This window comes from Actinoplanes sp. NPDC000266 (genome assembly GCF_042899005.1).
Lineage (GTDB): Bacteria > Actinomycetota > Actinomycetes > Mycobacteriales > Micromonosporaceae > Actinoplanes.
The window spans coordinates 265,636-291,774 of the sequence record NZ_JBIAZI010000001.1; the positions used below are offsets into that span (position 1 = coordinate 265,636).

General features: G+C 72.3%; 17 protein-coding genes. 10 read left to right on the plus strand and 7 right to left on the minus strand.

Features of this window, described 5'->3' with window-relative positions; all coding sequences use genetic code 11:
* Positions 1 to 228 precede the first annotated feature (228 nt).
* Positions 229 to 801 carry a hypothetical protein gene (locus tag ACFY36_RS01140; protein ID WP_499743844.1) on the plus strand — a complete coding sequence of 191 codons (573 nt, stop codon included), beginning with the start codon at positions 229 to 231 and terminating at the stop codon, positions 799 to 801.
* A gap of 1 nt (position 802) precedes the next feature.
* On the opposite strand, the gene ACFY36_RS01145 is transcribed toward ACFY36_RS01140, so the two are convergent.
* Genes ACFY36_RS01145 through ACFY36_RS01155 form a run of 3 tightly spaced genes read right to left on the minus strand, consistent with a single transcriptional unit; the run spans position 803 to position 3,698 of the window.
* Positions 803 to 1,966, minus strand: coding sequence for an ABC transporter permease (locus tag ACFY36_RS01145; protein ID WP_499743845.1), 1,164 nt, complete (start codon positions 1,964 to 1,966; stop codon positions 803 to 805).
* Positions 1,963 to 2,634 carry an ABC transporter ATP-binding protein gene (locus ACFY36_RS01150; RefSeq protein WP_499743846.1) on the minus strand — a complete coding sequence of 224 codons (672 nt, stop codon included), beginning with the start codon at positions 2,632 to 2,634 and terminating at the stop codon, positions 1,963 to 1,965. Before ACFY36_RS01150 ends, ACFY36_RS01145 begins: the two co-directional genes overlap by 4 nt.
* On the minus strand, positions 2,631 to 3,698 hold the full coding sequence (locus ACFY36_RS01155) for a peptidoglycan-binding protein (protein WP_499743847.1): 1,068 nt from the start codon (positions 3,696 to 3,698) through the stop codon (positions 2,631 to 2,633). Before ACFY36_RS01155 ends, ACFY36_RS01150 begins: the two co-directional genes overlap by 4 nt.
* A 90-nt stretch (positions 3,699 to 3,788) precedes the next feature.
* Between ACFY36_RS01155 and ACFY36_RS01160 the strand changes: the two genes are divergently transcribed.
* The 3 genes from ACFY36_RS01160 to ACFY36_RS01170 are packed head-to-tail and all read left to right on the plus strand — an operon-like array spanning position 3,789 to position 8,655.
* Complete coding sequence (locus ACFY36_RS01160; protein ID WP_499743848.1) at positions 3,789 to 4,484, plus strand: response regulator transcription factor; 696 nt, start codon at positions 3,789 to 3,791, stop codon at positions 4,482 to 4,484.
* Positions 4,481 to 6,268 (plus strand): sensor histidine kinase, encoded by a 1,788-nt coding sequence (locus ACFY36_RS01165; protein ID WP_499743849.1) that lies wholly within the window; start codon positions 4,481 to 4,483, stop codon positions 6,266 to 6,268. The genes ACFY36_RS01160 and ACFY36_RS01165 overlap by 4 nt, the downstream gene beginning before the upstream one ends.
* An 11-nt stretch (positions 6,269 to 6,279) precedes the next feature.
* Positions 6,280 to 8,655: a glycoside hydrolase family 65 protein gene (locus tag ACFY36_RS01170; RefSeq protein WP_499743850.1), complete on the plus strand. Its 2,376-nt coding sequence runs from the start codon at positions 6,280 to 6,282 to the stop codon at positions 8,653 to 8,655.
* Here the strand turns inward: ACFY36_RS01170 and ACFY36_RS01175 are convergent.
* Complete coding sequence (locus ACFY36_RS01175) at positions 8,646 to 11,900, minus strand: S8 family serine peptidase (protein WP_499743851.1); 3,255 nt, start codon at positions 11,898 to 11,900, stop codon at positions 8,646 to 8,648. The two genes, ACFY36_RS01170 and ACFY36_RS01175, sit on opposite strands and share 10 nt — an antisense overlap.
* A 167-nt stretch (positions 11,901 to 12,067) precedes the next feature.
* Between ACFY36_RS01175 and ACFY36_RS01180 the strand changes: the two genes are divergently transcribed.
* From ACFY36_RS01180 to ACFY36_RS01195, 4 genes are all read left to right on the plus strand, one after another.
* Positions 12,068 to 13,048: a hypothetical protein gene (locus tag ACFY36_RS01180; RefSeq protein ID WP_499743852.1), complete on the plus strand. Its 981-nt coding sequence runs from the start codon at positions 12,068 to 12,070 to the stop codon at positions 13,046 to 13,048.
* Positions 13,045 to 13,404: a hypothetical protein gene (locus ACFY36_RS01185; protein WP_499743853.1), complete on the plus strand. Its 360-nt coding sequence runs from the start codon at positions 13,045 to 13,047 to the stop codon at positions 13,402 to 13,404. Before ACFY36_RS01180 ends, ACFY36_RS01185 begins: the two co-directional genes overlap by 4 nt.
* Before the next feature lie 72 nt (positions 13,405 to 13,476).
* The gene (locus tag ACFY36_RS01190) at positions 13,477 to 15,336 is read left to right on the plus strand and encodes a penicillin-binding transpeptidase domain-containing protein (RefSeq protein WP_499743854.1); all 1,860 of its coding nucleotides are present in this window, start codon (positions 13,477 to 13,479) and stop codon (positions 15,334 to 15,336) included.
* 281 nt (positions 15,337 to 15,617) lie between these two features.
* A complete protein-coding gene (locus tag ACFY36_RS01195; RefSeq protein ID WP_499744839.1) occupies positions 15,618 to 16,277 on the plus strand; it encodes a helix-turn-helix transcriptional regulator in 660 nt (219 codons plus the stop codon).
* Here the strand turns inward: ACFY36_RS01195 and ACFY36_RS01200 are convergent.
* Positions 16,250 to 17,545, minus strand: a complete 1,296-nt coding sequence (locus ACFY36_RS01200; RefSeq protein ID WP_499743855.1) for a glycosyltransferase — start codon at positions 17,543 to 17,545, stop codon at positions 16,250 to 16,252. The two genes, ACFY36_RS01195 and ACFY36_RS01200, sit on opposite strands and share 28 nt — an antisense overlap.
* Before the next feature lie 190 nt (positions 17,546 to 17,735).
* On the opposite strand from ACFY36_RS01200, the gene ACFY36_RS01205 reads away from it, so the two are divergent.
* Positions 17,736 to 18,500 carry a hypothetical protein gene (locus ACFY36_RS01205; protein ID WP_499743856.1) on the plus strand — a complete coding sequence of 255 codons (765 nt, stop codon included), beginning with the start codon at positions 17,736 to 17,738 and terminating at the stop codon, positions 18,498 to 18,500.
* A gap of 46 nt (positions 18,501 to 18,546) precedes the next feature.
* Positions 18,547 to 18,972 carry a peptidase inhibitor family I36 protein gene (locus ACFY36_RS01210; protein WP_499743857.1) on the plus strand — a complete coding sequence of 142 codons (426 nt, stop codon included), beginning with the start codon at positions 18,547 to 18,549 and terminating at the stop codon, positions 18,970 to 18,972.
* Positions 18,973 to 19,004: 32 nt separating this feature from the next.
* Here ACFY36_RS01210 and ACFY36_RS01215 read toward each other — a convergent pair whose 3' ends face one another.
* Both ACFY36_RS01215 and ACFY36_RS01220 read right to left on the minus strand, forming a co-directional pair.
* The gene (locus ACFY36_RS01215; RefSeq protein ID WP_499743858.1) at positions 19,005 to 25,601 is read right to left on the minus strand and encodes a WXG100-like domain-containing protein; all 6,597 of its coding nucleotides are present in this window, start codon (positions 25,599 to 25,601) and stop codon (positions 19,005 to 19,007) included.
* Between the two features lie 21 nt (positions 25,602 to 25,622).
* Entirely contained in the window at positions 25,623 to 25,958 is a 336-nt protein-coding gene (locus ACFY36_RS01220) for a hypothetical protein (protein WP_499743859.1), read from the minus strand.
* Positions 25,959 to 26,139: the final 181 nt, after the last annotated feature.

Consider the following 26,139-nt stretch of genomic DNA (forward strand, 5'->3'; position numbering starts at 1 on the left):
CAGGACCCAGTAGACGCGGCCGGCGCCCCGGAGGGATCTTGCGATCAGGGGGGCCAGCAAGTCGTTCATCTGTTTCTCCGATCGCCTCACATTAGGGAGACGGCTGTCGGACTGGTCATTTCAAGGCTGTGACTGTCGTCGCGCGAACCTGATCACTTCCTGACGTCCGGTCGTCAGGCTGGCTCCCGGCCGGGAGCCAGCCCGGCCATGGAGACAGGGAGTGGGACCATGCGGAGACTGCTGGTGGTGGCTGTGGCGCTGAGCGCGCTGACCGCCTGTGACAAGCCGGCCGAGGAGACGAACACGGCGAAGGTGGCGACTCTGGTCAGCCCGTCGGCGCCGGCGTCGGCGGCCTCGCCGAAGGCCCAGCGGCCCCGGGAACGGCTCGATACGACGCCGGAGGAGTTCGAGGCGCTGCTCGGGCCGTACAACAAGTGCATGTACGACCATGGCGGCATGGCCAAGGGCAGCACTGTCGCGCAGGAGCGCAAGAAGGCACAGGCCGGGCCGGCCGGGGTGTCGGGGACGCAGACCGAGAAGTTCGAGGCGGCCAACAAGATCTGCGAGCCGCAGTACTACCCGCTGCCGCCCTGGGAGAAGGATCCGGCCAACCCGGAGGCCAAGGACTTCGCCCGGGAGACGGTGAAGTGCCTCAAGCAGAAGGGCGTCGAGTACGTCGAGATCAGCGAGGACGGGCTCAGCATCGCGCTCGGCGGCGATCAGAACGACCCGAAGTCGATCTCGATGGGCCTCGACCTGATTCCCGGCTGCGAGCGTGACATCGCCGCCAAGGGCAAGTAGGTCAGGAGATGGCCGCCCGCGGGGTGAGGCGGGCGGCCCGCACGCACGGGTAGACGCCGGCCAGAACGCCGATGACCACGGCGCCGGCCGCGCCGAGGCCGGCCGGGCCGGCGGGGATGACGAGAGGCCAGCTCTGCCAGGCGGCGTAGCCGACGGTGGCGGCCAGGCCCAGCGCGGTGCCGGCCACCCCGCCGGCGCCGGCCAGGACCACCGACTCGGTGAGGAACTGACCGCGGATCTGGCCCCGGGTGGCGCCCAGGGCCCGGCGCAGGCCGATCTCGGAGCGGCGTTCGAGCACCGACACGACCATCGTGTTGGCCACGCCGATGCCGCCGATGACCAGGGCCACCCCGGCCAGGGCCAGGAACAGCACGGAAAAACTGCTCTCGGTGGCCCGTTTGGCGGCGAGCGCGTCGGACGGGCGGGTGACGGTCACCGCGCCGGGGCGTTCGGGGGAGATGGTCTCGGCCAGCACGTCGCGCACCGCTTCCAGTTGAGCCTCCTCGGCGCGGACGTAAAGAACCGTGGGGTGACCGTCGAACCCGAGCTCGGACCTCGCGGCGGGCCAGCCGACCAGCACGGACCGGTCGATGTCGGGCGTCAGCGGCGTGGCGTCGAGGATCCCGGCCACGGTGAAGCGGCGGTCGGCGATCACCACCTGCGGCGCGGCCGCGCCCCGGGGCAGGTCGGTGACGCCCAGCCGGGCCGCCGCCACCGAGCCGAGGACGACGACCGGGAACCTCTCGGTGGCCGCGTTCAGCCAGGCCCCGGAGCGGACGCGGGCCCCGATCGCGGCGGGCAGGTCGAGACGGGCGGCCAGGGCGGTCAGGCCGCTGGACTCGGTGCGGTCGTTGCGCCGTACGGCCGCATGGGTGTTGGCGACAGCCGACGCGCCCGTCACCGGGCCGATGCGCCGGACCATCTCGACCGCCGACTCGGGCAGCGGCGCCGGCGGCTGGACGTCGGGCTGGGCCGTGGCCTGGAGCGTGTTCGTGCCGAGCGCGCTGAGCCGCTCGACGAGGGCGGCCTGGCCCGACGCGGGCAGCCCGGTCACCAGGATCATCGTGGCGATGCCGATCGCGATGCCGAGCCCGGAGAGCGCGGCCCGTCCCGGGCGGGTGCGCGGGCCCAGCAGGCCGAGCCCGAGCAGGTCGACGGGGCTCACCGGCGCACGTCCGAGACGATGCGGCCGTCGCGGATCTCGACCTGGCGGGGTAGCGAGGCGGCGATGTCGCGGTCGTGGGTGATCAGCACGATGGTGGTGCCCTCCTCGTTGAGCCGGCGCAGCAGGTCGAGGACCGTGCGGCCGGTGGTGGTGTCCAGGGCGCCGGTGGGCTCGTCGGCCAGCACCAGCGACGGGCCGTTGGCCAGCGCGCGGGCGATCGCCACCCGCTGCTTCTCGCCGCCGGACAGCTCGCTCGGCCGGTGCCGGGCGCGATGGGCGAGGCCGACGCGTTCCAGGGCGTGCAGGGCGCGTTCCCGGCGCTGGCGGCGGGGCACGCCGGCGTAGAGCAGGCCGGTGGCGACGTTCTCGGCCGCGCTCAGCCCGTCGGTCAGGTGGAACTGCTGGAAGACGAATCCGATCTCCCGGGCCCGCAGCGCGGACAGCCGCCGGTCGCGCAGGGCCGCCACGTCCTGGCCTCCGATATGGACCGTGCCGCTGGTCGGGCGGTCGAGGGTGCCGATGATGGTGAGCAGCGTCGACTTGCCGGATCCGGACGGTCCCACGATGGCGGTCAGGTCGCCGCGGTGGATGTCGAGGCTCACGTCGTCGAGGGCAGTCACGCCGCCGGGGTAGCGCACGCTCACGTGACCGGCCGACACGAGCGTCACGAGGCGACCACCACGTCCATGCCCTCGGTCAGGCCCGAGCCGCTGACCTGCACCCAGCCGTCGGCGAACATGCCGGTCTTCACGCCGATCAGGCCGTCCGGGCCCTGCACGGCGTAGCCGCCCTCGGTCAGCGCCACCAGCGCCTCGACGGGTGCGGCGAGAACGTTCTTGGCGAGCTTGCCGGCCACGTTGACCTTCACGTCGGCCGAGTCGAGCTTGGCCAGGTCGGCCGGGTTGTCGACGGTGACCAGGACGGTCAGCTTCGGGGCGCCGTCGGCCACGCCGCCCGCGGGCGAGGCCAGGGTGCGGCCGATCGAGAGGATCCGGGCCTTGACCGTACGGGCGTTCGGCAGCGTCACGGTCACTCGATCGCCCCGGGCGAGTTCGGCGGCCGCGTCGAGTTCGGCCGCGACGGTGATGACCTTGCGGGTGGCGGTGACCGTCATGAGCTCGGTGTTGGCGGGGGAGCCGGGCTGGACGGCCACCGAGTCGACCCGGACGGCGCCGGACTGGACCTCCACGTCGCCGACGGCGATCGTGCCGGTGGGCGGGAGGCCGTTGTCCTCCTGCCAGCGCTTGACGGCCTTGACGAGATCGGCGGTGAGCACGCCCTCTCCGTCATGGGGCGTCGCGGGTTGGTGGCCGATCCGGTAGCCGAGCGCGCGCAGGTTGGCGGCGACGATCTGTACGTCCCGGCCCACCAGATTCGCCCCCGCGATCGGGCGGTAGAGCGGCATGCCGCCGTAGAAGAGGATCACCGGCTTGTCATCGGCCCGGAAGAGCTGCTTTCCCCGTACGATCGTCGCGCCCCCGGCCGGCAACCATGTCACAGTGGCGGCGGAGTGGCCGGACAGCGGCCGGGCCGAGCCGAAGCCGACGCTGCCGTCGAGCTTCTTGGTCGTCGACAGGGTGCGGCGCTCCACCTTCGCGGTCTCGGCCGCCACGGTCGGTCCCGGCGCCGGTTCCTGGGCCGCCCGGTGCCGGGAGACGGCGACCGCTCCGCCGGCGCCGAGCGCCACGACGAGCACTGTCCCGCTCAACCAGGCCACGATCTTCGGTTGCATGGCGACGAGCGTCCCGGGAGATCGTTAGAAAGCTGTCAGGTCTCCCGCGGAGATCTCCGGTCCTCGCGCCGCCGACCTATCATCGCCGCCATGTCTGCTCAGGTCCTGCTCGCCGAGGACGATCCCCGCCAGGCCGAGGTGGTCCGGCGCTATCTCGTCGCGGAGGGGCACGAGGTGCTCGTCGTGCACGACGGCCGCGCGGCGCTCGACGAGGCCCGCCGGTGGCGGCCGGGCCTGCTGGTGCTCGACGTGATGATGCCCGGCCTCGACGGCCTGCACGTGTGCCGCACGCTGCGGGCCGAGTCCGACCTGCTGGTGCTGATGCTGACCGCCCGGGCCACCGAGGAGGACATGCTGCTCGGCCTGGAGCTGGGCGCGGACGACTACCTGACGAAGCCGTACAGCCCGAGGGAGCTCATGGCCCGGGTCCGTACGCTCCTGCGGCGGGTGGGCCGGGGCGCGCCGCCGCCCGGCGCCGAGCTGCGGCGCGTCGGCCGGATCGGCATCGATCCGGTACGCCACCACGTCACCGTCGACGACGAGCCGGTCGAGTGCACCCGCGGCGAGTTCGCCATCCTGGCCGCCCTGTCCGAGCAGCCGGGCCGGGTCCTGAGCCGGGCCCAGCTGCTGCACCACACCCGGGGCATCGACCGCAGCTCCACCGAGCGGACCATCGACGTGCACGTGATGAACCTCCGCCGCAAGATCGAGGCCGATCCGCAGAAGCCGGCCCACCTGCTCACCGTCTACGGCGTCGGCTACAAGCTGGCCGCGGAGACGCCGTGAGCCGCGTTCCGCTGCGGCACAGCCTGGTCACCCGCCTGCTGGTCACGTCGGTGCTGATCGCGGTCGCCGCCATCGCGGCCACCGCCTGGCTGGCCACCGCCACCGCCACCCGGGCCCTGCGCCAGGAGCAGGGCCGGTCGCTGACCGAGGACAAGGGCGTCTACGACCTCCTGGTCGGCTACGCGGCCGGCCACCCCGACTGGTCCGGCGCTCCCGAGCTGATCCGCGACCGGTCGGCCAAGCTGGGCCGCCGCGTCACGCTCATGACCGCCGACCGGGTGGTGATCGCCGACTCGGGACCCGGCCCCTCGCTGGCCGGCGCCCGCGCCTCGGCCACGGTCGACCCGCTCAACCTGGACCTCGCGCTCAGCGGCGGGACGGAACGTATCGACGCCCGCGCGACCGGCCCGTTCCTGGTGCCCCCGGCCGACCGCCCCCGCCTCGACAAGCTCGCGGCCGACACGCTGACCTGCGTCCGCAAGGGCGGCGGGGACGGCGAGATCGCGCGGCTGCCGAACGGGCGCCCGTCGATCGTCCTCACCGGGTCGGGCACGGACGGCAACGCCGCGGCCTGCACCGACCAGCTGTCCACGGCGACGACCCCGGCCGAGCAGGGACCGTTGCGCGAGCTCGGGCGGCTGGTCACCACCTGTGCCCGGATGCCGAGGGAGCTCAGGCTCGGCGTACGGCCGGACTTCTCGACGTACTTCCTGGTCGCCGACCGTCCCCAACCGGTGGCCATGCCCGACAGCACCAGCTCGGCCGTGCCGCCGGCCCGGGTCCGCGGCTGTGTGGAGAAATCGCGAAGGGCCATGCTCCAGTCGTACGTCGCCCCGCCGGCCCTGCTGTTCGTCACCGACCCGGGCGCCGGCGCCGACCAGACCCGGTTCACGCTGTCGGAGCAGAACACGATCCGGATCGTCGCCACCACCGGTGGCGTCCTGCTGGCCACCATTCTGGTCACCGTGCTGGTCGGCCGCCGCCTGGTCCGCCCGCTGCGCGCGCTCACCGAGGCGGCCGGCCAGGGCCCGGTGCCGGTGTCGACCCGCGACGAGATCGGCCGCCTGGCCCGCGCCCTCAACGACTCGACCGAGCGCCGCGACCGGGCCGAGGCACAGCGCCGGGCCATGGTCAGCGACGTCGCGCACGAGCTGCGCACCCCGCTCACGAACATCCGGAGCTGGCTCGAGGCGGCCCAGGACGATTTGGCGCCGACCGACGCCCAGCTCGTCGGTCTCCTGCACGAGGAGGCCCTGCTGCTCCAGCACATCATCGATGACCTGAGCGACCTGGCCGGGTCGTTGCGCCTCGACCTGCGCCCGGTGGCCCTGCGCGAGGTGCTGGCCCAGGTGGTCGACAGCCACCTCGCCCCGGCCCACGCGGCCGGCGTCCGCCTCACCATGGAGGTGGCGGGCGATCCGGTGGCGCGGGCCGATGCCGTACGGCTGCGGCAGTTGCTCGGCAATCTCGTCTCCAACGGCATCCGTTACACCCCGCGCGGCGGCTCGGTCGTGGTGACCGCGCGAGGCTCGGCCGTCACGGTCCGGGACACCGGCGTCGGCATCGCCCCGGAGAACCTGCCGAAGATCTTCGACCGCTTCTGGCGGGCCGACGAGTCGCGCAGCCGGGCCACCGGCGGCAGCGGCCTGGGCCTGGCCATCGCCCGCAAACTGGCACAGGCCCACGGCGGCGACATCGAGGTCGAGAGCGCCCCTGGGAAGGGAACCACTTTCACTGTCCGCCTGGTGACAGCGATCCAGTCTTCGTCCACTGTGCTTTATTAAGGTCCCGTTACATGATCCGTGAACGGGCTTATCCCGTGGACCCTTGGCACATCCGGGAGACTCGCCTCGACCTGGATCTGCTGGCCCAGTCCGAGTCGGTGTTCGCGCTGAGCAACGGGCATATCGGGATCCGCGGAAATCTGGACGAGGGTGAGCCGCACGGCTTGCCGGGCACTTATCTGAACTCGTTCTATGAGCTGCGCCCGCTGCCGTATGCCGAGGCCGGGTACGGCTTCCCGGAGTCGGGGCAGACGATGGTCAACGTGACCAACGCCAAGTTGATGCGGCTGCTGGTCGACGACGAGCCGTTCGATATGCGTTATGGCGAGCTGCGCTCCCACGAACGCGTGCTCGACCTGCGGGCGGGCACGCTGGAGCGCACCGTCGAGTGGGTGTCCCCGTCGGGTCAGGCGATTCGGGTGCGCACCGTGCGCATGGTGTCGTTCACCCAGCGCTCCGTCGTGGCGTTCCTGTACGAGGTGGAGCCGCTCGACGGACCGTCCCGGCTCATTCTGCAGTCCGAGCTGGTGGCCAACGAGCAGTTGCCGCCGATGAGCAAGGATCCGCGGGTGGCCGCCGTCCTGGACCATCCGCTGCAGTCCGAGGAGGTTCTGGAGCAGCGCACGGGTGGTCTGCTGGTGCACCGGACCAAGGCCTCCGACCTGCGGATGGCCGCGGCCATGGAGCACCTGGTGGAGACGCCGGGCAAGCACGCGGTGACCACCGAGGGGCACCCGGACTGGCTGCGCACCACGGTGGCCTGCCGGCTCGAGCCGGGTCAGAAGCTGCGGGTGGTCAAGCTGGCGGCCTATGGCTGGTCGTCGCACCGCTCGCTGCCGGCGGTCCGGGACCAGGTCGGTGCCGCGCTGGCCAGCGCCCGGCTGGATGGCTGGGAGGGCCTGGTCGACGCGCAGCGCGAATTCCTGGACGCGTTCTGGGACCACTCGGACGTGCGCGTGGAGGGTGACCCGGAGGTGCAGCAGGCGGTCCGGTTCGGGCTGTTCCACACGCTGCAGGCGGGTGCGCGGGCCGAGCAGCGCCCGATCGGCGCCAAGGGGCTGTCCGGTCCGGGCTATGACGGGCACACGTTCTGGGACGCGGAGGCGTTCGTGTTGCCGGCGCTGACGTACACCCAGCCCAGCGCGGCGGCCGACGTGCTGCGCTGGCGGCACTCGACGCTCGACCTGGCCCGGGAGCGGGCGCAGACCCTGGGTTTACAGGGGGCGGCATTTCCGTGGCGGACGATCCGCGGGCAGGAGTGTTCGGCGTATTGGCCGGCCGGCACCGCGGGCTTCCACATCGGCGCGGACATCGCGGATGGGGTTCGCCGGTATGTGCAGGCCACCGGTGACTATGACTTCGAGCGTGAGTACGGCTTGGAGCTGCTGGTCGAGACGGCCCGGCTGTGGCGTTCGCTGGGTCATCACGACCGGCACGGCCAGTTCCACATCGACGGCGTGACCGGCCCGGACGAGTACACGGCCGTGGTCGACGACAACATCTACACCAACCTGCTGGCCCAGCAGAACCTGATGACCGCCGCGGAAGCCGCCGCACGTCATCCGGATGTGGCCCGCAAGCTCGGCGTCGACGACGAGGAGACGGCGAGCTGGCGCGATGCGGCCGCGTCCGTGCACATCCCGTACGACGAAGAGTTGGGCGTGCATCAGCAGTCGGAGGGCTTCACCCGGTTGCAGGAGTGGGACTTCGAGAACACTCCGCCGGAGGCGTACCCGCTGCTGCTGAACTACCCGTACTTCGACCTGTACCGCAAGCAGGTGATTAAGCAGGCCGACCTGGTGATGGCGATGTACGTGCGCGGTGACGCGTTCACGCCGGAGGAGAAGGCGCGCAATTTCGCCTACTACGAGGCCCGGACCGTGCGGGACTCGTCGTTGTCGGCGTGTGTCCAGGCGGTGATGGCGGCCGAGACGGGTCACCTGGAGCTGGCGCACGACTATCTGGGCGAGGCCGCCCTGATGGACCTGCACGATCTGCACCAGAACTCGCGCGACGGCCTGCACATCGCGTCGCTGGCCGGCACGTGGATCTCGCTGGTGGCCGGTCTCGGCGGTATGCGTGACTTCAACGGCCAGCTGTCGTTCGCGCCGCGGCTGCCGTCACGGATCGACGTCCTGGACTTCTCGTTGCTCTGGCAGGGCCTTCGCCTGCGTGTCACCGTGACGCCGGAAGAGGTCACGTACTCGCTGCGCAACGGTGGCGGCTCGGCCCGGCTGGTGCTGCTGCACCACGGCAAGGAGGTCGAGGTGACCCAGGTCAAGCCGGTGACCGTGCCCAACCCGCCGGCGACCCAGGCCGGCCCGGCGCCGGCCCAGCCGGCCGGCCGCGCGCCTGTGCGACGCGCGGCCGTCTCCGGTCAGCGGTAGCGGTAGGCGCGGATGATGGTCTCCTTCGCGGTGTTGCCGGCCGAGTCGGCCGCCGACGCCCGGAGGGACACGTAGCCCTCGCCCTTCGGGTGGTGCAGCAGGGCGGTGGCCTTCTCACCCAGGCGCAGCACCGGCAGGCGATGCCACGTCCGGCCGTCGTCGTACGACGCGTCGACGGTGAGCGACCGGGTCGCCGCCTTGGCCGCGCCGACCTGGCGGTCCAGCGAGATCGGGAGGGCGAAGAGCGTGGCGTCCGGCGCGGCGCCGGTCAGGTCCAGGCCCGGTGTGAACCGGATCGCCGTCATCGGCAGCTTGACCAGGTCGCCGTCGCCGACGTGGCCGGAGCGGAACGTCCACTCCGCGTCGATCACCGTGGAGCGGGTGAACTGCGGCGCGCTCCGGAACGTCGCGGTCAGCCGGTAGTCACCGGCCGCGGACGGGACGTTCCAGGCCTGGAACGCCTCGTCGCTCTGGGCGACCTGCTTGCCGTTGCGATAGACCCGGACGTCGGCCACGCCGTCGCGGACATGCCGGAAGCCCTCGTGGCCGGCGCCGTCACCGTGCAGCGGACCGGGACCGCCCAGCACGTCGCCGGCGTACCGGGTGGCGAACTGCTGCGCGAAGTCGGGCTCCGGGAAGACCGGGCCGATCACGCCGAGCGCCCAGTCCTCGCTGTACGAGCGGCCGGGGCGGAACGACCGCCAGTCCGACTGGTAGTAGGTGTAGCCGGGCTGGGCACTGGTCGTACCCCAAAGGGTCTGCTGGTCCTGGTTGAAGTAGTCGACGATCGTGCGGGGGCCGTCGTAGAGGTAGCTCAGCGGCGCGCTCCGGTCGAGGTCGCTCCGGGTCACCGGCGAGTTGCCGGGAGCGCGGCCGACCGAGAGCCGGGCCACCGGCACGTCCGGCACGTCCACGCCGACCCGGGAGGTGACCTTGGCGAAGTCGCCGGATCCCAGCTTCTTGGCCTTGCCGCTCATCATGCGGCCGCGCTCGTACAGGTAGACGTGGTAGACGGCGGGGCTGTTGTAGTTGGACCCGTGGGCCCAGGCGCCCGTCAGGTAGGAGACGTAGCCGTCGGCCTTTCCGCTGCCGGCGATCGGGCCGATCCGCAGCCGGGCGAAGTCGATGTTCATCACGGTGCTGAAGGGGTCGTTGCTGCCCCAGATCTGCGGCTTCTCGGTCCGCATGGTCCAGCCGGCCTCGTTGTACATCGCCACGGCCTTCTGGTCGGCCACGCCGATCGAGACCGGCTTGGCCGCGTCGGTGTCCAGCGAGACGGTGCGGTCCGCCGTCATCCTCAGGTCGGCGTCGTTCAGCGAGACGATCTCCGGGCCGTACGGGTCGCCGGTGATCCGGTACGACTGGAGGACGTACCGTCCCGGGCGGACCCGCGCCTGGTGGCGGTCACCGGCGTGCATGAGGGTGAGGACCTCGTGCCGGTCGAGGTCGGTCAGCAGAGTGATCCAGTAACCCTCGGGGCCGAGCACCCCGGGCGTCTCGAGAGTCAGCGTGAGCCGGACGATGTCCAGTCCGACCGGAGTCACGACCCGGGTGGTCCCGGCGGTCGCGATCAGCTGGCCGCCCAGCGGTTCGCCGGCCAGGCCGGTGCCGGCCGGCGCCGTCACGGTGACGGCCGCGGTGCCGCCCGCGGGCACCGTGACCTTCGTCGTGCTGAGCTTGAAGAGCGGGTCCACGGCCAGGTTGAGCGTGACCGCCGCGGTCCCGCCGTTGCGATAGGTCACCGCACGGGTCTGTGCCGAGGCCGCGCGCTGGAAGGCGACGCTGCCCGGACTGGCCGTCACGGTCTGCGTGATGGCCCGGGCCACATCGGTCAGACCCGACCCCTGTGCGTACGGTCCCTGGTCGCCGGCCGGCGCCGCGGACGCCGTCAGCGTGGCCTTGAGCTGGGTGGCCCGCCAGTCCGGGTGCTTCTGTGCGAGCAGCGCGACCGCGCCGGCCACGTGCGGCGTCGCCATCGAGGTGCCGTTGAGCTGGGTGTAGGCGTCGGTGCCGTCGATCGGCGGGAACTGGCCGTCGGCCGAGCGGGCCGCGACGATGCCCACGCCGGGCGCGGTGATGTCCGGCTTCACCTCGGCGTCGGCCAGGCGCGGCCCACGGCTGGAGAACCCCGCGAGGTTCTTGTCCTTGTCGACGGCGCCCACGGTCAGCGCGGCGCCGGCGCTGCCGGGCGAGCCGATGGTGACGTCGCCGCCCTCGCCGCTGTTGCCGGCGGCGATCACGAAGAGCATCCCGGTGCGGGCCGTGATCTCGTTGACGGCCGCCTCGAGCGGATCGATCTCGGGGGTGTCCTCGGCGCCCAGGCTCACGTTGGCGACCGTGGCGCCGTGCTCGGCGGCCCAGGCCATGCCGGCCAGGATCGCCGACTCGGGGCAGCCCTCGGTGAGGCACACCTTGGCGCTGAGCAGCTTCGCGCCCGGCGCCACTCCCTTGTAGCGGCCGCCCGAGGCGGCGCCGGTCCCGGCGATGGTCGAGGCGACGTGGGTGCCGTGGCCGGAACGGTCGGCGAGGTCGTCGCCGCCGGTGAGGTCGACCGCCTCGGCCACCTGGCCGGCCAGGTCGGGGTGGGCGAGGTCGACGCCGGAGTCGAGCACGGCCACCTTGACGCCGGCGCCGGTGAGCCCGGCCTGCCAGGCGGCGGGCGCTCCGATCATCGGGACACTGACGTCGAGGGCGGGCCGGCGCAGGCCGTCGAGCCAGACCTTGGAGATCCCCGAGCGGAGGGTGCCGGCGTCGGTCAGGCTCCGCCACAGGGCCGCCGGGGCCGAGCGGTCCTGGGCGTACGCGGTGACGCCGGTGCCGGGCAGGGAGCGGGTGCGCGTGCCACCGGCCGGGGTGGCGGTGCCCTCGATCAGCAACGGCAGCGTTCGGCGGCTGTCGTCGTAGCCGAACTTCACCAGGGTGGAGACGTCGAACAGCCGGGGGTCGAGCCGGCCCTGGGCCAGCAACGGGGCGGCGTCGGCCGGGATGACCCGTACGTCGTCACCGGCGCCGGCGCTGAGGAACGGGATCTTCTCTCGCCCGGCCGCCGGGGTGACGCCGACGGTGGTCTGACCGCCGGTCCGGCCGAGGTGGACGGTGTCGCCGGTGATCAGGGTGACCGAACGGGATCCGGCGGTGGTGGCCGGCGGCGTCGCCGCGGTGGCGGCGAACGCTCCAGCCGGGAAAGCGGCCCAGAGCGCCACCCCGGTCAGGGCGAGCGCCGATGTTATTCGGACCTTGCGCATGGTTCTCCTTTACGTGAACGCCGATCGGCGTTCCGGCGGAAATGTACGACACTTTTGATGCCGTGACGTGCATTGATCCGGCCGAGAAGAATCCGTCAAGTATTTATCCACAGCGTCCGGATAGCGTTCACCCTGGAATTCTTTAATTGCTCTTCTTGAGGAGCCGAATGACGTATTCCAGCCTGCGGGACCGGCGCGCCCAGGCCCGCCGCCAGGAGCGGCTGGTGCTGGAGACGATCGTGTCCCGCGGCGCGAAGACGGCGCCCGAACTGGCCCGGGAGCTGCACCTCTCGAGTTCCGCGGTCTACACGATCCTGGCCCGGCTGGAGTCGGCGCGACTCGTCGCCCGGGTGGTGGCACGGCCCGCCCGCCGCGCTTCACGCGCGGTGCGGTACGACCTCGACCCCACCGCGGTCACCGTCGTCTCGGTGACCGTTTCGTGGGACAGCGTGGTCGCCGTCTGCGCGGACGCGGCCGGCGTTCATCGCGCCACGATCACCCGGAGCCGGGCGGCGGATCTGGAGACCGAGGTGCCCGACCTGGTCGACAAGGTGGCGGCCGACGCCGGTGTCGACCCGGCCCTGATCGATCGGATCCTCGTCGGGTGGCCCCGTTCGGGGGCGTACGACGCGGTGATGAACCGCTTACGTGCGCGCTTCCCCGCCCCCACACGGATCGAAGCCGGATCGGCGTTCGCCTTTCGGGCGGCCGCCGAGGGACGGTTCGGGGTCGCGCGCGACGCTCCCGGCTATCTGATGATCGGCGCGGATCCCGATGTGGTCTTCGCGTCGGTCCTGGCCGGGCGGCGGGGTCACGTCGAGGTGACCGGCCGCCGAGGGATCCTCCCGGAGCTGGCGGCCGACCGGCCGGGCGCCGGGGGTGGCGTCGACGAACTGGTCACGCTGGTCTCGTCGGTAGTGCTGGTGCTCGATCCGGCCGTGGTGGTCGTCGGCGCCGAGCTCGGCGGCGGGCGCGGCGCCGAGCTGGCCGCCACGCTCGCGGGCCGTCTCCGTGACCTGCCGCAGCCACCGCGGGTGCTGGTCAGCCGCCCGGCGATGCCGGCCTCGGTCGAGGGCTCGGTGGCGACCGGCCTGGACAAGGCTCGCGACGATCTCCTGAGCAGAATGACCGGACGGAGTGAGATGTGAAAACCGATTCATCACCGCGCTGGGTCTGGATCGTCGCCGGCGTGATCGTGGCCGCCTACGGCGTCGTGCTGGATCGCTATCCGGACTACGCCCGCACCTACGGGACCACGCTCGTCATCCTCCTGACCGTCGCCGCGCTGGCCGGCGGACGCCGGTCCGCTCGCCGGCCCTGGCCCCACGTCCGGCCGGACCGGGCGGTCCTGATCGCCGGGGTTCTGGGGGCGATCGTGCTGGTGGGCGGGATGGTGCTCGCGGGCGCTCGGCACGTGTCCCATGTCGCCCTGGCCATCGGCCTCGCCGGTGGCTTCCTGCTGGCCCTGGGCGGCCCTTGGTGGCAGCGTCGCGCCGGCGTCTAGTTCGGGTCCAGAGTCTGTTGAGTCGCCTCGGGCATGATCGCCGTGACCGGCCCACCGGGAAAGGAACGAGCAATGCGACTCGATCGGACCGCCCAGCGCGGCGCCGCGGCGCTGGTCGCCGCGATGCTGCTGGGCGCCGCCGTCGCGGCCTGCGGCAAGGACGGCGCCGAGGGCGCGCTGGACGACTTCCTCACGGCGTTCAAGGGGCGTGACCTGTCCAAGGTCGGCTTCGTCGACACCGCCGGGAAACCGGTCGAGGCGGCCACGGTGAACGCCGAGCTCACCAAGGCCGCCGGTGATCTGCCGCTCGGCACCCTGCGGATCGCCCGGGCCGGCGGCGTGGCCGAGACCGGCGACGACGCGGTGGGGGCCGTCAAGGTCGACTGGACCCTGCCCGGGAACGTGCCATGGTCGTACGACAGCTCCGTCCGTCTGACCCGGCGCGGCGACGACGGCTGGCAGGTGATCGGGGAGCCCGCGGTCCTGCACAAGGATCTGGGCGCCGGCGACAAGCTGGCGCTGCGCCGCGTGCCCGCCGACCGGGGCCGGATCGTGGGCGCCGGGAACACGCCGCTCGTCGCCCCGCGCCCCGTGGTCACCGTGACCGTCGACCCGGCCCGGTTCACCGAGGCCGCGAAGCTGGTCGCGGCCCTCGGGAAGGCCGGGGTGGACGTCGACCCGCCGGTCGAGGCGGTCACCCTGCGCGGCCCCGACTTCGCGAAGATCGAGAAGGAGCTGCGGAAGCTGCCTGGACTCAGCTTCTCCAAGGGCGAGCGGGAGCTGGCGCCGACGCGGATGTTCGCCCGCGCTCTGCTCGGCACCGTCGACGAGGCGACCGCCGACGACCTCGCGGCGAACCCGGGCGCCGTCGCCCGGGGCGATCAGGCCGGGCACGGCGGTCTGCAGGAGCGGTACGACGCCAGGCTGCGGGGAACAGCCGCGCTCGCCGTGGAGATCGAGCGCGCCGGCGGCCGGGAGCCGGTGCGGGTGCACGAGACCGAGCCGGTGGCCGGATCGCCCGTCTGGACCACGATCGACGTGCGGACGCAGACCGCGGCCGATGCCGCGACCGCGACGCAGAAGCTGCCCAGCTCCCTCGTGGCGGTGCGGATCAGCGACTCGTCGGTGCTGGCGGTCAGCAACGGCCCGGACGGTGACGGCGACAACGTGGCGCTGACCGGGCAGGTGCCGCCCGGCTCGACCTTCAAGATGGTCTCGGCCCTCGGCCTGCTGGAGAAGAAGGCGGTGACCGCGAACAGCGTCGTCGCCTGCCCGAAGACCAAGGAGGCCGGGGGACAGGTCTTCGCCAACGCGCACGACATGGCCCTGGGCGACGTGCCCTTCCACGTCGATTTCGCCCAGTCCTGCAACACGGCGTTCGTCAATCTGGCTCCCCAGCTGGGCGCCGACGGACTGCGGTCGGCCGCGGCCGCGGTCGGGCTCGGCGGTGACTGGGATCTGGGCGTGAACACGTTCAGCGGCAAGGCGTCGCCGGCCGGTGATCCGGCCGAGCTGGCGCAGGCCGCGTTCGGGCAGGGGCAGACCGCGGTCAGCCCGATCGCCATGGCCTCGGCGACGGCGGCGGTGGCCCGGGGCTGGTTCGTCCAGCCGCGGCTGGTGCTCGACCCGGCGCCGGTCAGACCCGCCGCCGACGGCGCCCCTCTCGCGCCCGGCGCGGTCGGCCCGCTGCGCACGATGATGCGCGAGGTGGTGACCTCGGGCACCGGCAAGGCGCTGAAGAACGTCAAGGGCAAGCCCGTGTACGGCAAGACAGGCAGCGCCGAGTTCGACAACGCCTCGCCGCAGACGCACGCGTGGTTCGTCGGCTGGCAGGGCGACATCGCGTTCGCGGTGCTGGTGCAGAAGGGGGGCGCCGGTGCGGAGACCGCAGTGCCGATCGTCCAGCGCTTCCTGAACGAGCTCAACGAGTGATGCCGGACGAGACCACGCCGTTCGCGGGCGACTTGTTGCTGACCCTCGCCACCGAGGGACGGCTGGTCCTGGACGCCGACGAGGCGGACCGGGCCGTCGCCAACCTGGAGCGGTCGCTGGCCACCGTACGGGCTCGGCTCGAGGGCTCACGCGAGTGGGACGCGGCGCTTGTGGGTAAGGGCGCCGAGGACGTGCTGGACGGCGTCTTCGTCCGGCAGGTCGCGCCCGGGCTGCTGGAGAGAGCCGCCGTCGAGCTGCCGAAATACATCAAGGCTCTGCGTATGTCGTCCGCGCCGGACGACTTCCCGAGGGACGGCGGAGACCTGGTTCGCGTGGTCGTACGGTCGGCCGATGTGCTGAGCCGGGAGGGGCTCATCGGCTTCCTGGAGGCCAGCGGTGAGTTCGAGGTGTTGCAGGAGTCGGGCATGGCCGGCGCCGACGTGCTCGTCGTCTGCTGTGACCGCCTCACCTCCGGTGTGGTCGCGCTGCTCCGGCTGTCGGCCGCGCGCTCCGGCGTGCCGGTGGTCCTCGTGACCCGTGATCTCAGCGAGGACGAGTTGCTCGCCGCCCTCCAATGCCGGGTGGTCGGTGTCCTGCCGCTGGCCGCGGTCACCCCCGACCGGCTCGTGCGGAGCGTGCTGGCCGCGGCGTCCGGCGGTGGAGTCCTGTCACCCGAGCTCGTCCGCGCGCTCGGCAAGCATTTCGAACGACTGCAATGCGAAGTGCTCGGGCCGCAGGGCCAGAACGCGGCCACGCTGACCCCGCGCGAGGTCGACGTGCTGCGGCTGATGGCCGACGGCCTCGACACCGGCGAGATCGCGGACGCCCTCCGCTATTCGGAGCGGACGGTGGACAACGTCGTCTTCAGCATGACCAGCCGGCTGAATCTGCGGAACCGGTCGCACGCGGTCGCCTACGCCCTGCGCCTCGGTGTGATCTGAAGCGATCCCGTGGAGGCCTGGCCGCTGACGATGGCGGCGGCGCGCGGGCCGCCGTGTTCGGTGGCCATCGCCGCGGCGATGGCCTGCGCCCGGCGGGCCGCGTCGCCGTCGAGGAGCGGGCCGATCGCGGCGGTGAGGGTCTGGCCGCTGATGTCGGCGAAGCGGATGGTGGCGCCCACGCCGAGCCGGGTGACCGCCTGGCCCCACAGCGCCCGGTCGCCGTAGTCGGCGCAGACGACGGTGGGCAGGCCGGCGCCGACCGAGGCGGCGGTCGATCCGGCCCCGCCGTGGTGGACGGCGAGGCGGCAACGGGGAAAGACCTTGTCGTGGTCGACCGAGCCGCGGAGCATGATCCGGTCGCCCAGGTCGGCGGCGTCGAGGCTGCTCCAGCCGGCGTTGAGCAGCACGCGGCAGCCCAGCCGGCCGGCCGTCGTGCGAACCTCCTCGATCAGGCGGGTGCCGTCGAGGAAGGGCTGGCTGCCGAAGCCGATGTAGATCGGCGGATCGCCGTCGTCGAGCCAACGGTCCAGGTCCGGGTCGCTGTGGTCGGTGCGGATCAGGGCGCGCTGGTCGGCGGTCATCCGCAGCGGGCCGATCAGCGGGCGCCGGTCGTCCCAGTTCGCCAGTTCCGGGGTCAGGAACCGGCTGTACGCCTGCAGCTCCACCGAACCGGAACGCGCGAGCCGGGTCGCGGCCGGCTCGTGGACGGCCGGGAGGCCGAGCCCGGCCCGAAGCACGTTCACGTCGGCCTCGTTGTGCCGCCACTGTGTCCGTTCGAACACCCGGTGGGAGAGCCGGGTGAGCGGGGCCGGCAGCCGGCGCGCGGTGACGAACGGCGACGCGTAGGCGCTGTTCGACCGGGCCGGGAAGTAGTGCAGGGCCACGAACGGCACGTCCAGCCACTCGGCCAGCGAGGAACCCTCCTCCTCGACCAGGCGGGTGGCCACGATGACGTCCGCGCCCTCGACGGCGGCGGTCAGGTCGGCGTGCACGGCGGGGGCGATCTCGTGTTTCTTGGTGGTCAGCAGCTGGACGTAGGCACGGCTGTTGCCCGCGGCCAGGAACTGCTGCCCTTCCGGCGACTCCAGGAACTCGCGGGCGTTGACGCTCACCGGGCGGGCGCCGACGCCCGCCTCGATGGCGAACGCCAGAAGGTCGACCGGCACCGCCATGGACACCTCGTGCCCGCGCACCCGCAATTGGCGGGCCAGCGCCAGGGCCGGTTCCACGTCTCCTCGGGTGCCTACGGCCAGAATTACCACGCGCATATTCGCCAGTGAATCAGTCGCCACTGGACAGGCTCTTACTTCGTGAAGTCCGCCACAATTCCGCCGGGGTTTGAAGAATTGCTGTCTCCTCTCTTCATGCCAATGCTTTCCCGGATGTCGTCGCGCGCCGGCCGGCGCCGAAAGATGGTCACCGGCAAACAACCGAAGAATGAGCCATTGGGAGTACGTCATGCGTGGTACCGATTCTCTCCGAGCCGGCGCCCTCGCCGCCGCGGCCGCGGGGCTTCTGCTGACCTCGGCCTGCGGCGCCGGCGACGTCGCGGCCCCGACCTCCGCTCCGTCCGCGTCCGGCGCCGCGCCGGCGTCGAGCCCGGTCGACCTGGCCGGCGACGTGACCGCCCTGCCCGCCCCGGCGACGACCGCCGCCGCCACACGTACGACCGCACCCACCCGGACGACCGCCGCAACCCGCACGACCGCCCCGGCCTCGGCGAGCCCGCGTGGCGGCGTGTTCAGCGGCACCCGGCAGGTCTTCCTGCTGCCCAAGAACAGCGAGGCGACCGTCGGCGTGGTCACCGGCAACAAGCTGGGCCTGTCGTCCTCGTTCGGTGACAAGGACCTCTTCGTGATCGTCCCGTCCGGCGGCGACCGGTATTCGATCAAGACCGCGAAGCTGCGCGCGGGCGGCGAGCCGCTGTGCGTGTCGGCCCAGGTGGGCCCCGGCGGCGCGCCGGCCCTGATCCACCTCGTGGGCTGCGACGCGGCCGCACCGAGCCAGACGTTCCGGTTCCGGGAGACCGGCGAGTCGAACGGCAAGCCCACCTACACGATCTACACCGGCGCGAACACGTTCATCGTGCAGGACCCGACCGGTGAGATCGCCGGTCTCGGCACCGGCGTGATCGCGGCGAACATCGGCGAGGGCACGGCCGACATCGACACGCCGTTCGTCCTGGCCGACAAGGGCAAGGCCTCGCTGCCCGCTCTCGACTGAATTCGCGACTCACTTTTTCTCCAGAGCCGATCGCTAGCGTCGGCCCATGAAAAAGCGTTTGGCCCTCAGGGGAATCTTGGGATCGTTGTTGGCCGTGCTGGCCTCGTCGGCGGTGGTGTCATCGCCGGCGCAGGCCGCGCCGTACCAATGCGGCACCTACGGGGCCGAGGTCTGCTTCTACAGCAACCCGAACCTGCAGGGCACGGTCGCCGTCCCGACCCGGCTCAAGACCGGGACCGTGGCCTCGCGGCGGATGTCCAACTTCAGCGGCTGGACCTTCTACAACGGGGACGGGCTCAACGACGCCGTCTCGTCGGTGTGGAACCGTACGCCGTACACCCTGGTCATCTATGAGCACGACTACTACAAAGGCGGCATGATCGGGGTTGGTCCCGGCGAGCGGGTGAACGTCATCAACGGCCGCGGCAACCTGGGGGACAACACCGCGTCATCCGCCGCGATGTTCTACTGATGTGTGAGCCGGCCGCCGTCATCGGCGGCCGGCTACACGGGCACCTCGTCGCCGATCGCGACGTAGGTGGCCTGATAGTCGTCGAGGTGGCGATAGTGCTCCCGCAGCGCCGCCCAGAACGCGTCCTCACACCGGTCCTTCTCGGCGGCCTTCGCCTCCCAGTCCTGGCGTACGGCCGGCTCGTCGCTCCCCTGCGCGTGGTAACGGGCCGCGGCCTCGGCGTCGGCGGCGTCGACGAACGCGTCCGCCCTGGTCTTGAGGTCTTTCTCGGCCGCGACCAGCGCGTCGAACGCCTCGACGGCCGCGGCCGGAGCGCCATGACCCAGGCCGAGGACGCGTCGCGCCTCCTCCAGCCCGGTGCGCACGAACAGGCTGACCTGCCGGCCGGCGCCGTCGGCGACCGGGTTCGATCCGGAGGCGTGGCCGGTCAGCGTGCCCGACAACACCGGCCGGGTCACATATTCGAGCAGCACCGACGGATTTTCGGGCTTGAGATTGCCGTACGACGACACCCCGCTGTCCTCGCCGGTCGCCACGGCCGCGGTGTCGCCGCTGACCGGGCCGGTGCCGGAGGTCTCCAGCGCCTGATAGGGATCGCCCATGTAGCCGCGGCCCAGGAGCAGGCGGGGCGTCTGACTGGTCACGTTCTGCTGGTTGACGGCGGTGCCGGCGCTGGTGGTGCTCTGTGTGAGGTGCTCGCGGAAGACACCGGAGTCGAGACCGGCCAGCCGGACCGCCATCGGCACGAGGCCCACCCGGGGCAGCAGCTTGCGCATCATGACGTCGGTGGCGGGCACGCCGGGCAGGTCGAGCATCCCGGCCGAGAGCAGTTGCGCGGCGTTGGGCAGCAGCACGTCCGGGCTCAGACCGGCGCGCACCTGGTGGGAGGCGGGATAACCGGCCTCGCGCAGGCGGCGGCTCGCTCCGGCCAGCATCGCGGTCGCCATCTCCTGCACCGACGTGGCCCGGCCGATGTCCTCGGGGCTGAACCGCGGCGGCACCAGCAGCCCGTGGCGGGAGGTCCAGCCGGGCACGTCACCCGCGACCGCGCCCGGGCGATAGGCGCCGGGGGAGTCCAGCTCCGCCGGGGCTCGGCGGGCGGCCGCTGTCCGCAGGTCGCCCGCCCACCGGTCGACGGTCACGTCCTGCTGGAACGTGACCGTGCCGTCCGGCACGGCCTGGCCGCGGTGATAGACCTTCAGCTCGAACGTGGGCCGCAGCACGATCCGGGCCTTGACGCCGCGCGCCGAGCTGATGTTGTTGGTGCGGTGGCCGGTCTCGATCGCTGAGGTGTGCCCGGTCTGGCTGTTCGCCGCGTATTGGTGGCCCGCGCCGATCGCCGCCTGCTTGCCCTGGGGGTTGATCACCGCGGTGCCGGCCGCGCCGGCGAACACCTGACTGCCGCGCGCGGTGCGGACCAGCCGGCCCGACCCGCGGGTGCCGATCGTGCGCAGGTCGATGTCGTCGTGGTCGGCCTGGAAGCCGTCGAAGACGGCCTCCCCGGTCAGCCGGGCCTCCAGGCGTACGTCGTACAGGCGCTGGGTGACCTTGCCGGTCTCGGCGTGGATCAGCGAGACGCCGCCGTCGAACAGGTTGCCCCACGACCGTCGCACACCGGCCCGGCTGAGCATCTGCCGCAGCCGATCGCGGTTGAGCATCGGGTCGGCCAGGCCCCGGGCGGTCAGCGCGTCGAGCACCGGCCGGAGCAGGTCGCGGCGGCCCGGATCGGCGGCGATCGCCCGCTCGAGCGCCTCGGTGGCCGGCCGGATCAGCGACGGCACCTCGCGGAAGGCCTGCAGGCCCTGGCCGGGGGAGCGCCCGGGCGGCAGTCCCAGCCCCGATCGGCGCACCTGTTCGGTGAAGGCGGGGCGGGGTCGTGGCCCGTGCGGGACATGCTCCCCGTCGTCCTCGGTGGTGAGCAGCCCGGCCTTGATCGCCTGGGCCTCGGTCAGCCGCAGATAGACGCCGTTGCGCACGACCGCGCTGTGCCGCACCGTCTTGTGGTGCTCCCAGGAGCTGGGCTGCAGCGGGCCGGGCACCATCGATCGGGGGAACCGGGCGGGCGTGGCGACGTCGGCCCCGGCGGTCAGGCGCAGGTCGGCCACCACGAGGTAGGTGCGGGCCCTGCCCTTGCGGTTGTTGATGTTGCGTTCGGTGAACCCGCCGACCTTCTCGCGACCGCGGTGGAGGCGATAGGCGAACAGGCGTTGATAGCCGGCCTGCCCGGTGGCGCCGCCGCCGTACCGGTCGCGGTCGGTGCCCGGCTTGCGCAGCCCGAAACCGCCGGCGACCCGGGCCAGGAAGTGCCGTTCGAGGGTCTTCGACCCGGAGACCTGGGTGCCGCCGCCGGGAGCGTTCTCGCCGGCCGTCTCGGCCCGGGCGGTGACGATGCGCGGATTGGTGACGTGGGCGGCCAGCGCGACGTCGAGCTGCCCGCCGTCGTCCATCGTGGTCAATGTCTCCGGGCTCCACCTGGCCTCGGTCATGGCGGCCAGGTTGGCGATCTGCCGGCCGGCGGTCAGCCGGTCGTTCAGCGCGGCCCAGACCGGCATGCCCTCGGCCAGGGCGTCGTCGCCGCGCAGGCCGCCGAGCCGGCGGTGCGACTTGCGCGTGCCGTAGTTCTGGGTGTCCTGGACGGCCTGGCGCACCAGGTCGATCGCCGTCCGGGCGGCCGGCATCGACTCGACGTACTGCCATTCGCTGACGGCCGGGGTGCCCGGCCGGTCGACGTAGTCGCGCAGTGAACCCGGATCGATGGCGGTCCTGCGCTGGAGCGGGCTGCTCTCTCGGTCCTGAACGCTGACCGGGTGGGCGTCGAGCACGTCCTGGGGGACCGCGCTGCGGGCGTAGAGCACCCGCACCGGCCGGCGGTCGACGAGCCGGTAACGGGGCACGACGTGACCGCGCACCGTGGTGGTGTCGCGGTGGAACCCGGGCGCGAGCGGGCGGGCGCCGGCCGGCACGTCGCGGCCCTTCACCGTGCGGCCGACCCCGATGCGGGAGCCGCGATCCCAGCCGGGGCCGGTCCGGTACGAGTGGACCGTCACCTCCAGCTCGAGGTCTCCCTCGTACGCCTCGGAGTCGGGGGTGCCGCCGTGCAAGGCGCTTTCCTGGCCGGTGGTCTCGACGCTCCCGTCCAGGCCCCACCGCCGGTTGGCCTCGACCGCACCGCCCGCGGTGACCCCGGCGTTGACCACGCGACCCGGGTAACGGCCGATGAACGCGGCCTCGCCCGCCACGGCGGCCCGCCACTGACCGCCGGCTGACACGCCGTCCTGTTCGCCCGACGACTGGAAGGTGCGGACCGCCACCCCGGGCTGCGGGCCCTTGTAGCGCAGCCGATCCGGGTGCCTGGCCCGCACATGGACGACCGTGTGCCGATCACTGAGGACGCCGGTGCGGGTCAGCACGGCGGTGACCCCGCCGTTGAGCAGCGCGGTGTAGCTCTGCCGCAGACCCGGCGCCGACAGCACACGGTCGAGCTCGGCCTGGTTGCGCTGGCGTTCGGCGGCCGACCGGGCCAGCCCCATCCGCCTGGCCACGCCCTCGGTGCGGAAGCGCGGCAGCATTCCGCCGCCGATGCGGCGCACCAGCCTTTCGGTGCCGGGCAGCACGTGCCGGAAGCGGCTCATGCCCAGCGGCATGGCATGCCCGCCGTGCTCGGCGAAGGGTGGCGCGGGCCGTGGGGGCGGATCGGCGCCCGGTGCCGGTCCGGCCGGCGGATTCAGCAGCTCGGCCAGCTTGCCGCGGGGGAGCCGGCTCAGCACGGTCAGCTCGACCTCGACCGGCGCCATGCCCGGGGTGCGCCGCATCGGATGGCGGAGGGCGTTGAGACGTACGGCCGGATCGATCTTGACCTTGACCGTCAGCTCGGTGAGGGTGTTGGGCACGTCTTTGAACTCGGTGCCGGTGCGGCTGGTGCTGCTCTGCCCGGCCGAGGTGGCGGTGGTGCGCCGGAAGCCGGCCGACAGGCGGGCCTGCACCCAGGCCGGGCCGAAGCCCCACCGGATCGGCACCACGCTGCCCCCGCCGCCGACCTGGCTGGTGTGCTGCCGCTTGCCGGTCTCGGTGATGCCCGGCTGCCAGCGGAACGACGACTTGGCCACGTCGGCCACCGTGCGGATGCCGGTGACCTCGGCGGTCATCTCCAGGCTCACGGCCTGGCGCCGGGACGGGCTCAGGATCAGCGGCGAGTGCGCGGGACTCTCCAGCGCCGGCATCAGCTGCCCCAGCACATTGGCCTCGCTCAGCAGCGATCGCGCCTGCTCGCGGCTGGTACTGCCCGGATCGGCCACGCCGGTCGCCCGCAGCCGGGTGAGGATGTGCTCGGCGGCCTCGTTCCAGGAGAGGGTGCCGGCATCGAGCCGGGCGCCGAGGATACGGACCGGACTGGTGTTCTCGACCAGCGTGGCGACGTCGAACGGGCCGGTGGTGCGGCTCTCGTCGCGCGGCGTGGCGGTGGCGATGTCCTGCAGGACGTAGAAGCCGACGTCGGCGGTGACGTCGGCGCCGGGCCGGGCCGGGTGCCCAACGGTCACCGAGAACCGGACCGGGGACCGTACGATGTCGGCGCTCTGGCCGCTGCGGACGTTGTGCGAGTCGAAGACGGTGGTGCTCGACTCGGTGGTCTCGGTGGCCTGGGCGAGGGCCACCTCGCCGGAGAGGCCCCCGCCCGGGCCGATCCGCCCGCCGAGGGTGACGCCGGCGCCCACGGCGAGGCTCTCGCCCGAGGTGTGTGTCTCCCGCATCGCCGTGGTGGCGTCGACGCGGGTGTCGTATTTCGTGCTGGGGAGGCCGGCCGAGGTCTCGGTGCCGGGCAGCCGGACCGGGTTGACGGTCACGGTGTGCCAGCGGCCCCAGCCGTCCTTGACGTCGAAGGTGCGCCCACCGCTGACGAAGAACGAGGGCAGGTCGTCGCGCAGCGCGGTCTCGATGCCACTGGTGTCCACCGCGACACCGTCGCGTCCACCCGGGGTCAGGCGAGCGAGGTGCGGTTTGACACTGTCGCGCACCTGGGCCTGAGCGGCTTCGGTGACCGCTTGGGTGAGGCCGTCGAGATCCGTGGCGCCGGCCACCTCGTACAGCAGCTCGGGACGGGTGGCGTACGGGCCGGCGGGCCGGTCGAGCGTGAGGCCGGTCGGGTCGTGCGGGGCGTCCCGGGCGGTGATGCCCTCGAAAGGCCGCTCGTCGTTGACGACGTCCCAGGCGTCGGCGCTCCCGGGGGTGAACAGCAGCCAGGGCTGGTCTCCGACGGACACGGGCTGGCCGGGCCGGGTGAGCGCGCCGGCGCGGACCTGTCCCTCGGGGGTGAGCACGTCGTGGCCGGTGGCGGCGGCCAGGCGACGAGCGAACTCGGCCGAGACATCGCCGTCGGAGCAAGCGAGCAGGGTGAGCGTGGAACGGACCGGCTGAGGGCCCAGCATCCGGGCCAGATCTTCGGGGGTGAGGCGGGCGGTGCCGCCGCCGGCCAGGGGAACCTTGACGGCGGGCGGGCCGTCGCCGGTGACGCCGTGGACCATGACGACCGGCCCGCCGCGCGACGGCAGTACGGGACGGCCGGCGATGGATGCGAGGTCGGTGTCGGAGAGCAGGGTGAGTCCGGGCCGGCCGTCGGGGGCCGGCCTCACCAACAGGGGCTCGCCGTTGACCAGCCACTGCCCGTCCTGTGTTGCGATTGTTGTGGGCCTGGCGCTGGTCGAGAACGACAGTTCGCGGAGGATCTGCCCGTGGAAATCCGGCCGCTTCGCCGGCGGAGCGAGAGCGTGACCGAGCTTGCCGCCGGCGAATTCGACGGAGCCTGACGTCAAGCCGGACAGGGCGGCGCCGTGGATGCTGCCGCCCTGACTCCAGTCGATCTTCTCGCCCTGGCTGACCGCCCAGCTGACCTCCGTGAGCATCTCGGTGCCCATCGCGTGTGCGGCGTGGCCGATGTACTCGGAACCGCCGCCCAGGAGCTTTTTGAAGAAGTTGCCCAGCGTGCCGCCGGCGCCGCCCAGAATCACGCCGATCGCGCCGCCCAGGGAGCCGACCGCGGCCGACGTGCGGATCTTGTCCCAGTCGATCGACTTCCGGTGGCCCTCCCGGATCTGGATGGCCTGCACCACGACGTCCATGAGCACCTGCATGCCGACGCCGGCCACCTGGGACAGCACCACCGCGACGATCGCCCGGGCGAGCCAGGCCCAGATCTTGAACCGTCCGATCAGCAGCCTTGTCGCCAGCGCCGACAGGGCGCCGGGGAACAGGAACGCGACGGCCAGCGCGATCAGGAATTCGAGCATGAGCTCGATCAGGGTCGCGACGATCATGAGCTTGGCGTACTCGACCTCGGTGGCCGCCTCGTCCATGTCGTCGCCCATCCGCCGGACGTAGCGGGCCGACAGGCCGAGATAGCCGGGATCCTGCGTGTATTCGCGCAGGGCGTCGACGACCGCCGCGTTGGCGGCGCCCTCCACGGCGGCGTCGATCTCGCCGATCGCCTGGGTGAAGAACGGCAGGATCTTCACGATCTCCGACGCCGCGTCGCGGTGCACCTGCGCCAGCTGTCGGAGCTTGTCCTCGTCGGTGCCGGGGAACGATTCCCCGGCCAGCCAGAACAGGAAGCCGTTCAGCTCATCCGATACGTCCATGCCCACGTACGGACACCGGCCTCAGTGGTGCGTGCCGAAGTCGCCGCCACGGGCCTCGACGACGTTGAGCTCTTCGCCCCGCTCGAAGAAGGCCGCCATGTCGCCGGTGGCTCCCGCGTCTCCCACGCAGGCTCGATCGATCAGGGAAAGCAGCATCCTCGTGGTCGTGGGGACCTCGGTGATCAGCCTCGTCACATATTTGTCGAGCTCGGAGTCGCGCTGGTGCAGCACCACCGGGCCGACGCCGGCCACTCCCGACTCGTACGTTCCGATCGTGCGCCTGATTTCCAGGGCCGCGTGCTGGAGCGCCCGGCTGTTCAGCTTCTCGGTGTCGGCGGCGATACGCGCCGGGCTCATCGCCGGGCCGTGCGGGGCACCGAGGCGAACAGGGCGACCAGCCGTCGGCTGTGGGCCGGGGTGAGGATTCGAGAGAGCATTGGCGTCACCTCTTGACCGAAGAATGCGGGGCCTCAGCGACGCTACCCATCGGTACGGCCGATGCGCCCGGGATCGAAACGTATTCACGACACGTTCATCC

Excerpts from the sequence above, each read along its gene's own strand:
- ACFY36_RS01180 (WP_499743852.1), top strand. The coding sequence starts at position 12,068 with ATGACGTATTCCAGCCTGCGGGACCGGCGCGCCCAGGCCCGCCGCCAG.
- ACFY36_RS01170 (WP_499743850.1), top strand. The coding sequence starts at position 6,280 with ATGATCCGTGAACGGGCTTATCCCGTGGACCCTTGGCACATCCGGGAG.
- ACFY36_RS01190 (WP_499743854.1), top strand. The coding sequence starts at position 13,477 with ATGCGACTCGATCGGACCGCCCAGCGCGGCGCCGCGGCGCTGGTCGCC.
- ACFY36_RS01220 (WP_499743859.1), bottom strand. The coding sequence starts at position 25,958 with ATGAGCCCGGCGCGTATCGCCGCCGACACCGAGAAGCTGAACAGCCGG.
- ACFY36_RS01155 (WP_499743847.1), bottom strand. The coding sequence starts at position 3,698 with ATGCAACCGAAGATCGTGGCCTGGTTGAGCGGGACAGTGCTCGTCGTG.
- ACFY36_RS01200 (WP_499743855.1), bottom strand. The coding sequence starts at position 17,545 with ATGCGCGTGGTAATTCTGGCCGTAGGCACCCGAGGAGACGTGGAACCG.
- ACFY36_RS01215 (WP_499743858.1), bottom strand. The coding sequence starts at position 25,601 with ATGGACGTATCGGATGAGCTGAACGGCTTCCTGTTCTGGCTGGCCGGG.
- ACFY36_RS01140 (WP_499743844.1), top strand. The coding sequence starts at position 229 with ATGCGGAGACTGCTGGTGGTGGCTGTGGCGCTGAGCGCGCTGACCGCC.
- ACFY36_RS01205 (WP_499743856.1), top strand. The coding sequence starts at position 17,736 with ATGCGTGGTACCGATTCTCTCCGAGCCGGCGCCCTCGCCGCCGCGGCC.
- ACFY36_RS01195 (WP_499744839.1), top strand. The coding sequence starts at position 15,618 with ATGTCGTCCGCGCCGGACGACTTCCCGAGGGACGGCGGAGACCTGGTT.
- ACFY36_RS01210 (WP_499743857.1), top strand. The coding sequence starts at position 18,547 with ATGAAAAAGCGTTTGGCCCTCAGGGGAATCTTGGGATCGTTGTTGGCC.
- ACFY36_RS01160 (WP_499743848.1), top strand. The coding sequence starts at position 3,789 with ATGTCTGCTCAGGTCCTGCTCGCCGAGGACGATCCCCGCCAGGCCGAG.
- ACFY36_RS01175 (WP_499743851.1), bottom strand. The coding sequence starts at position 11,900 with ATGCGCAAGGTCCGAATAACATCGGCGCTCGCCCTGACCGGGGTGGCG.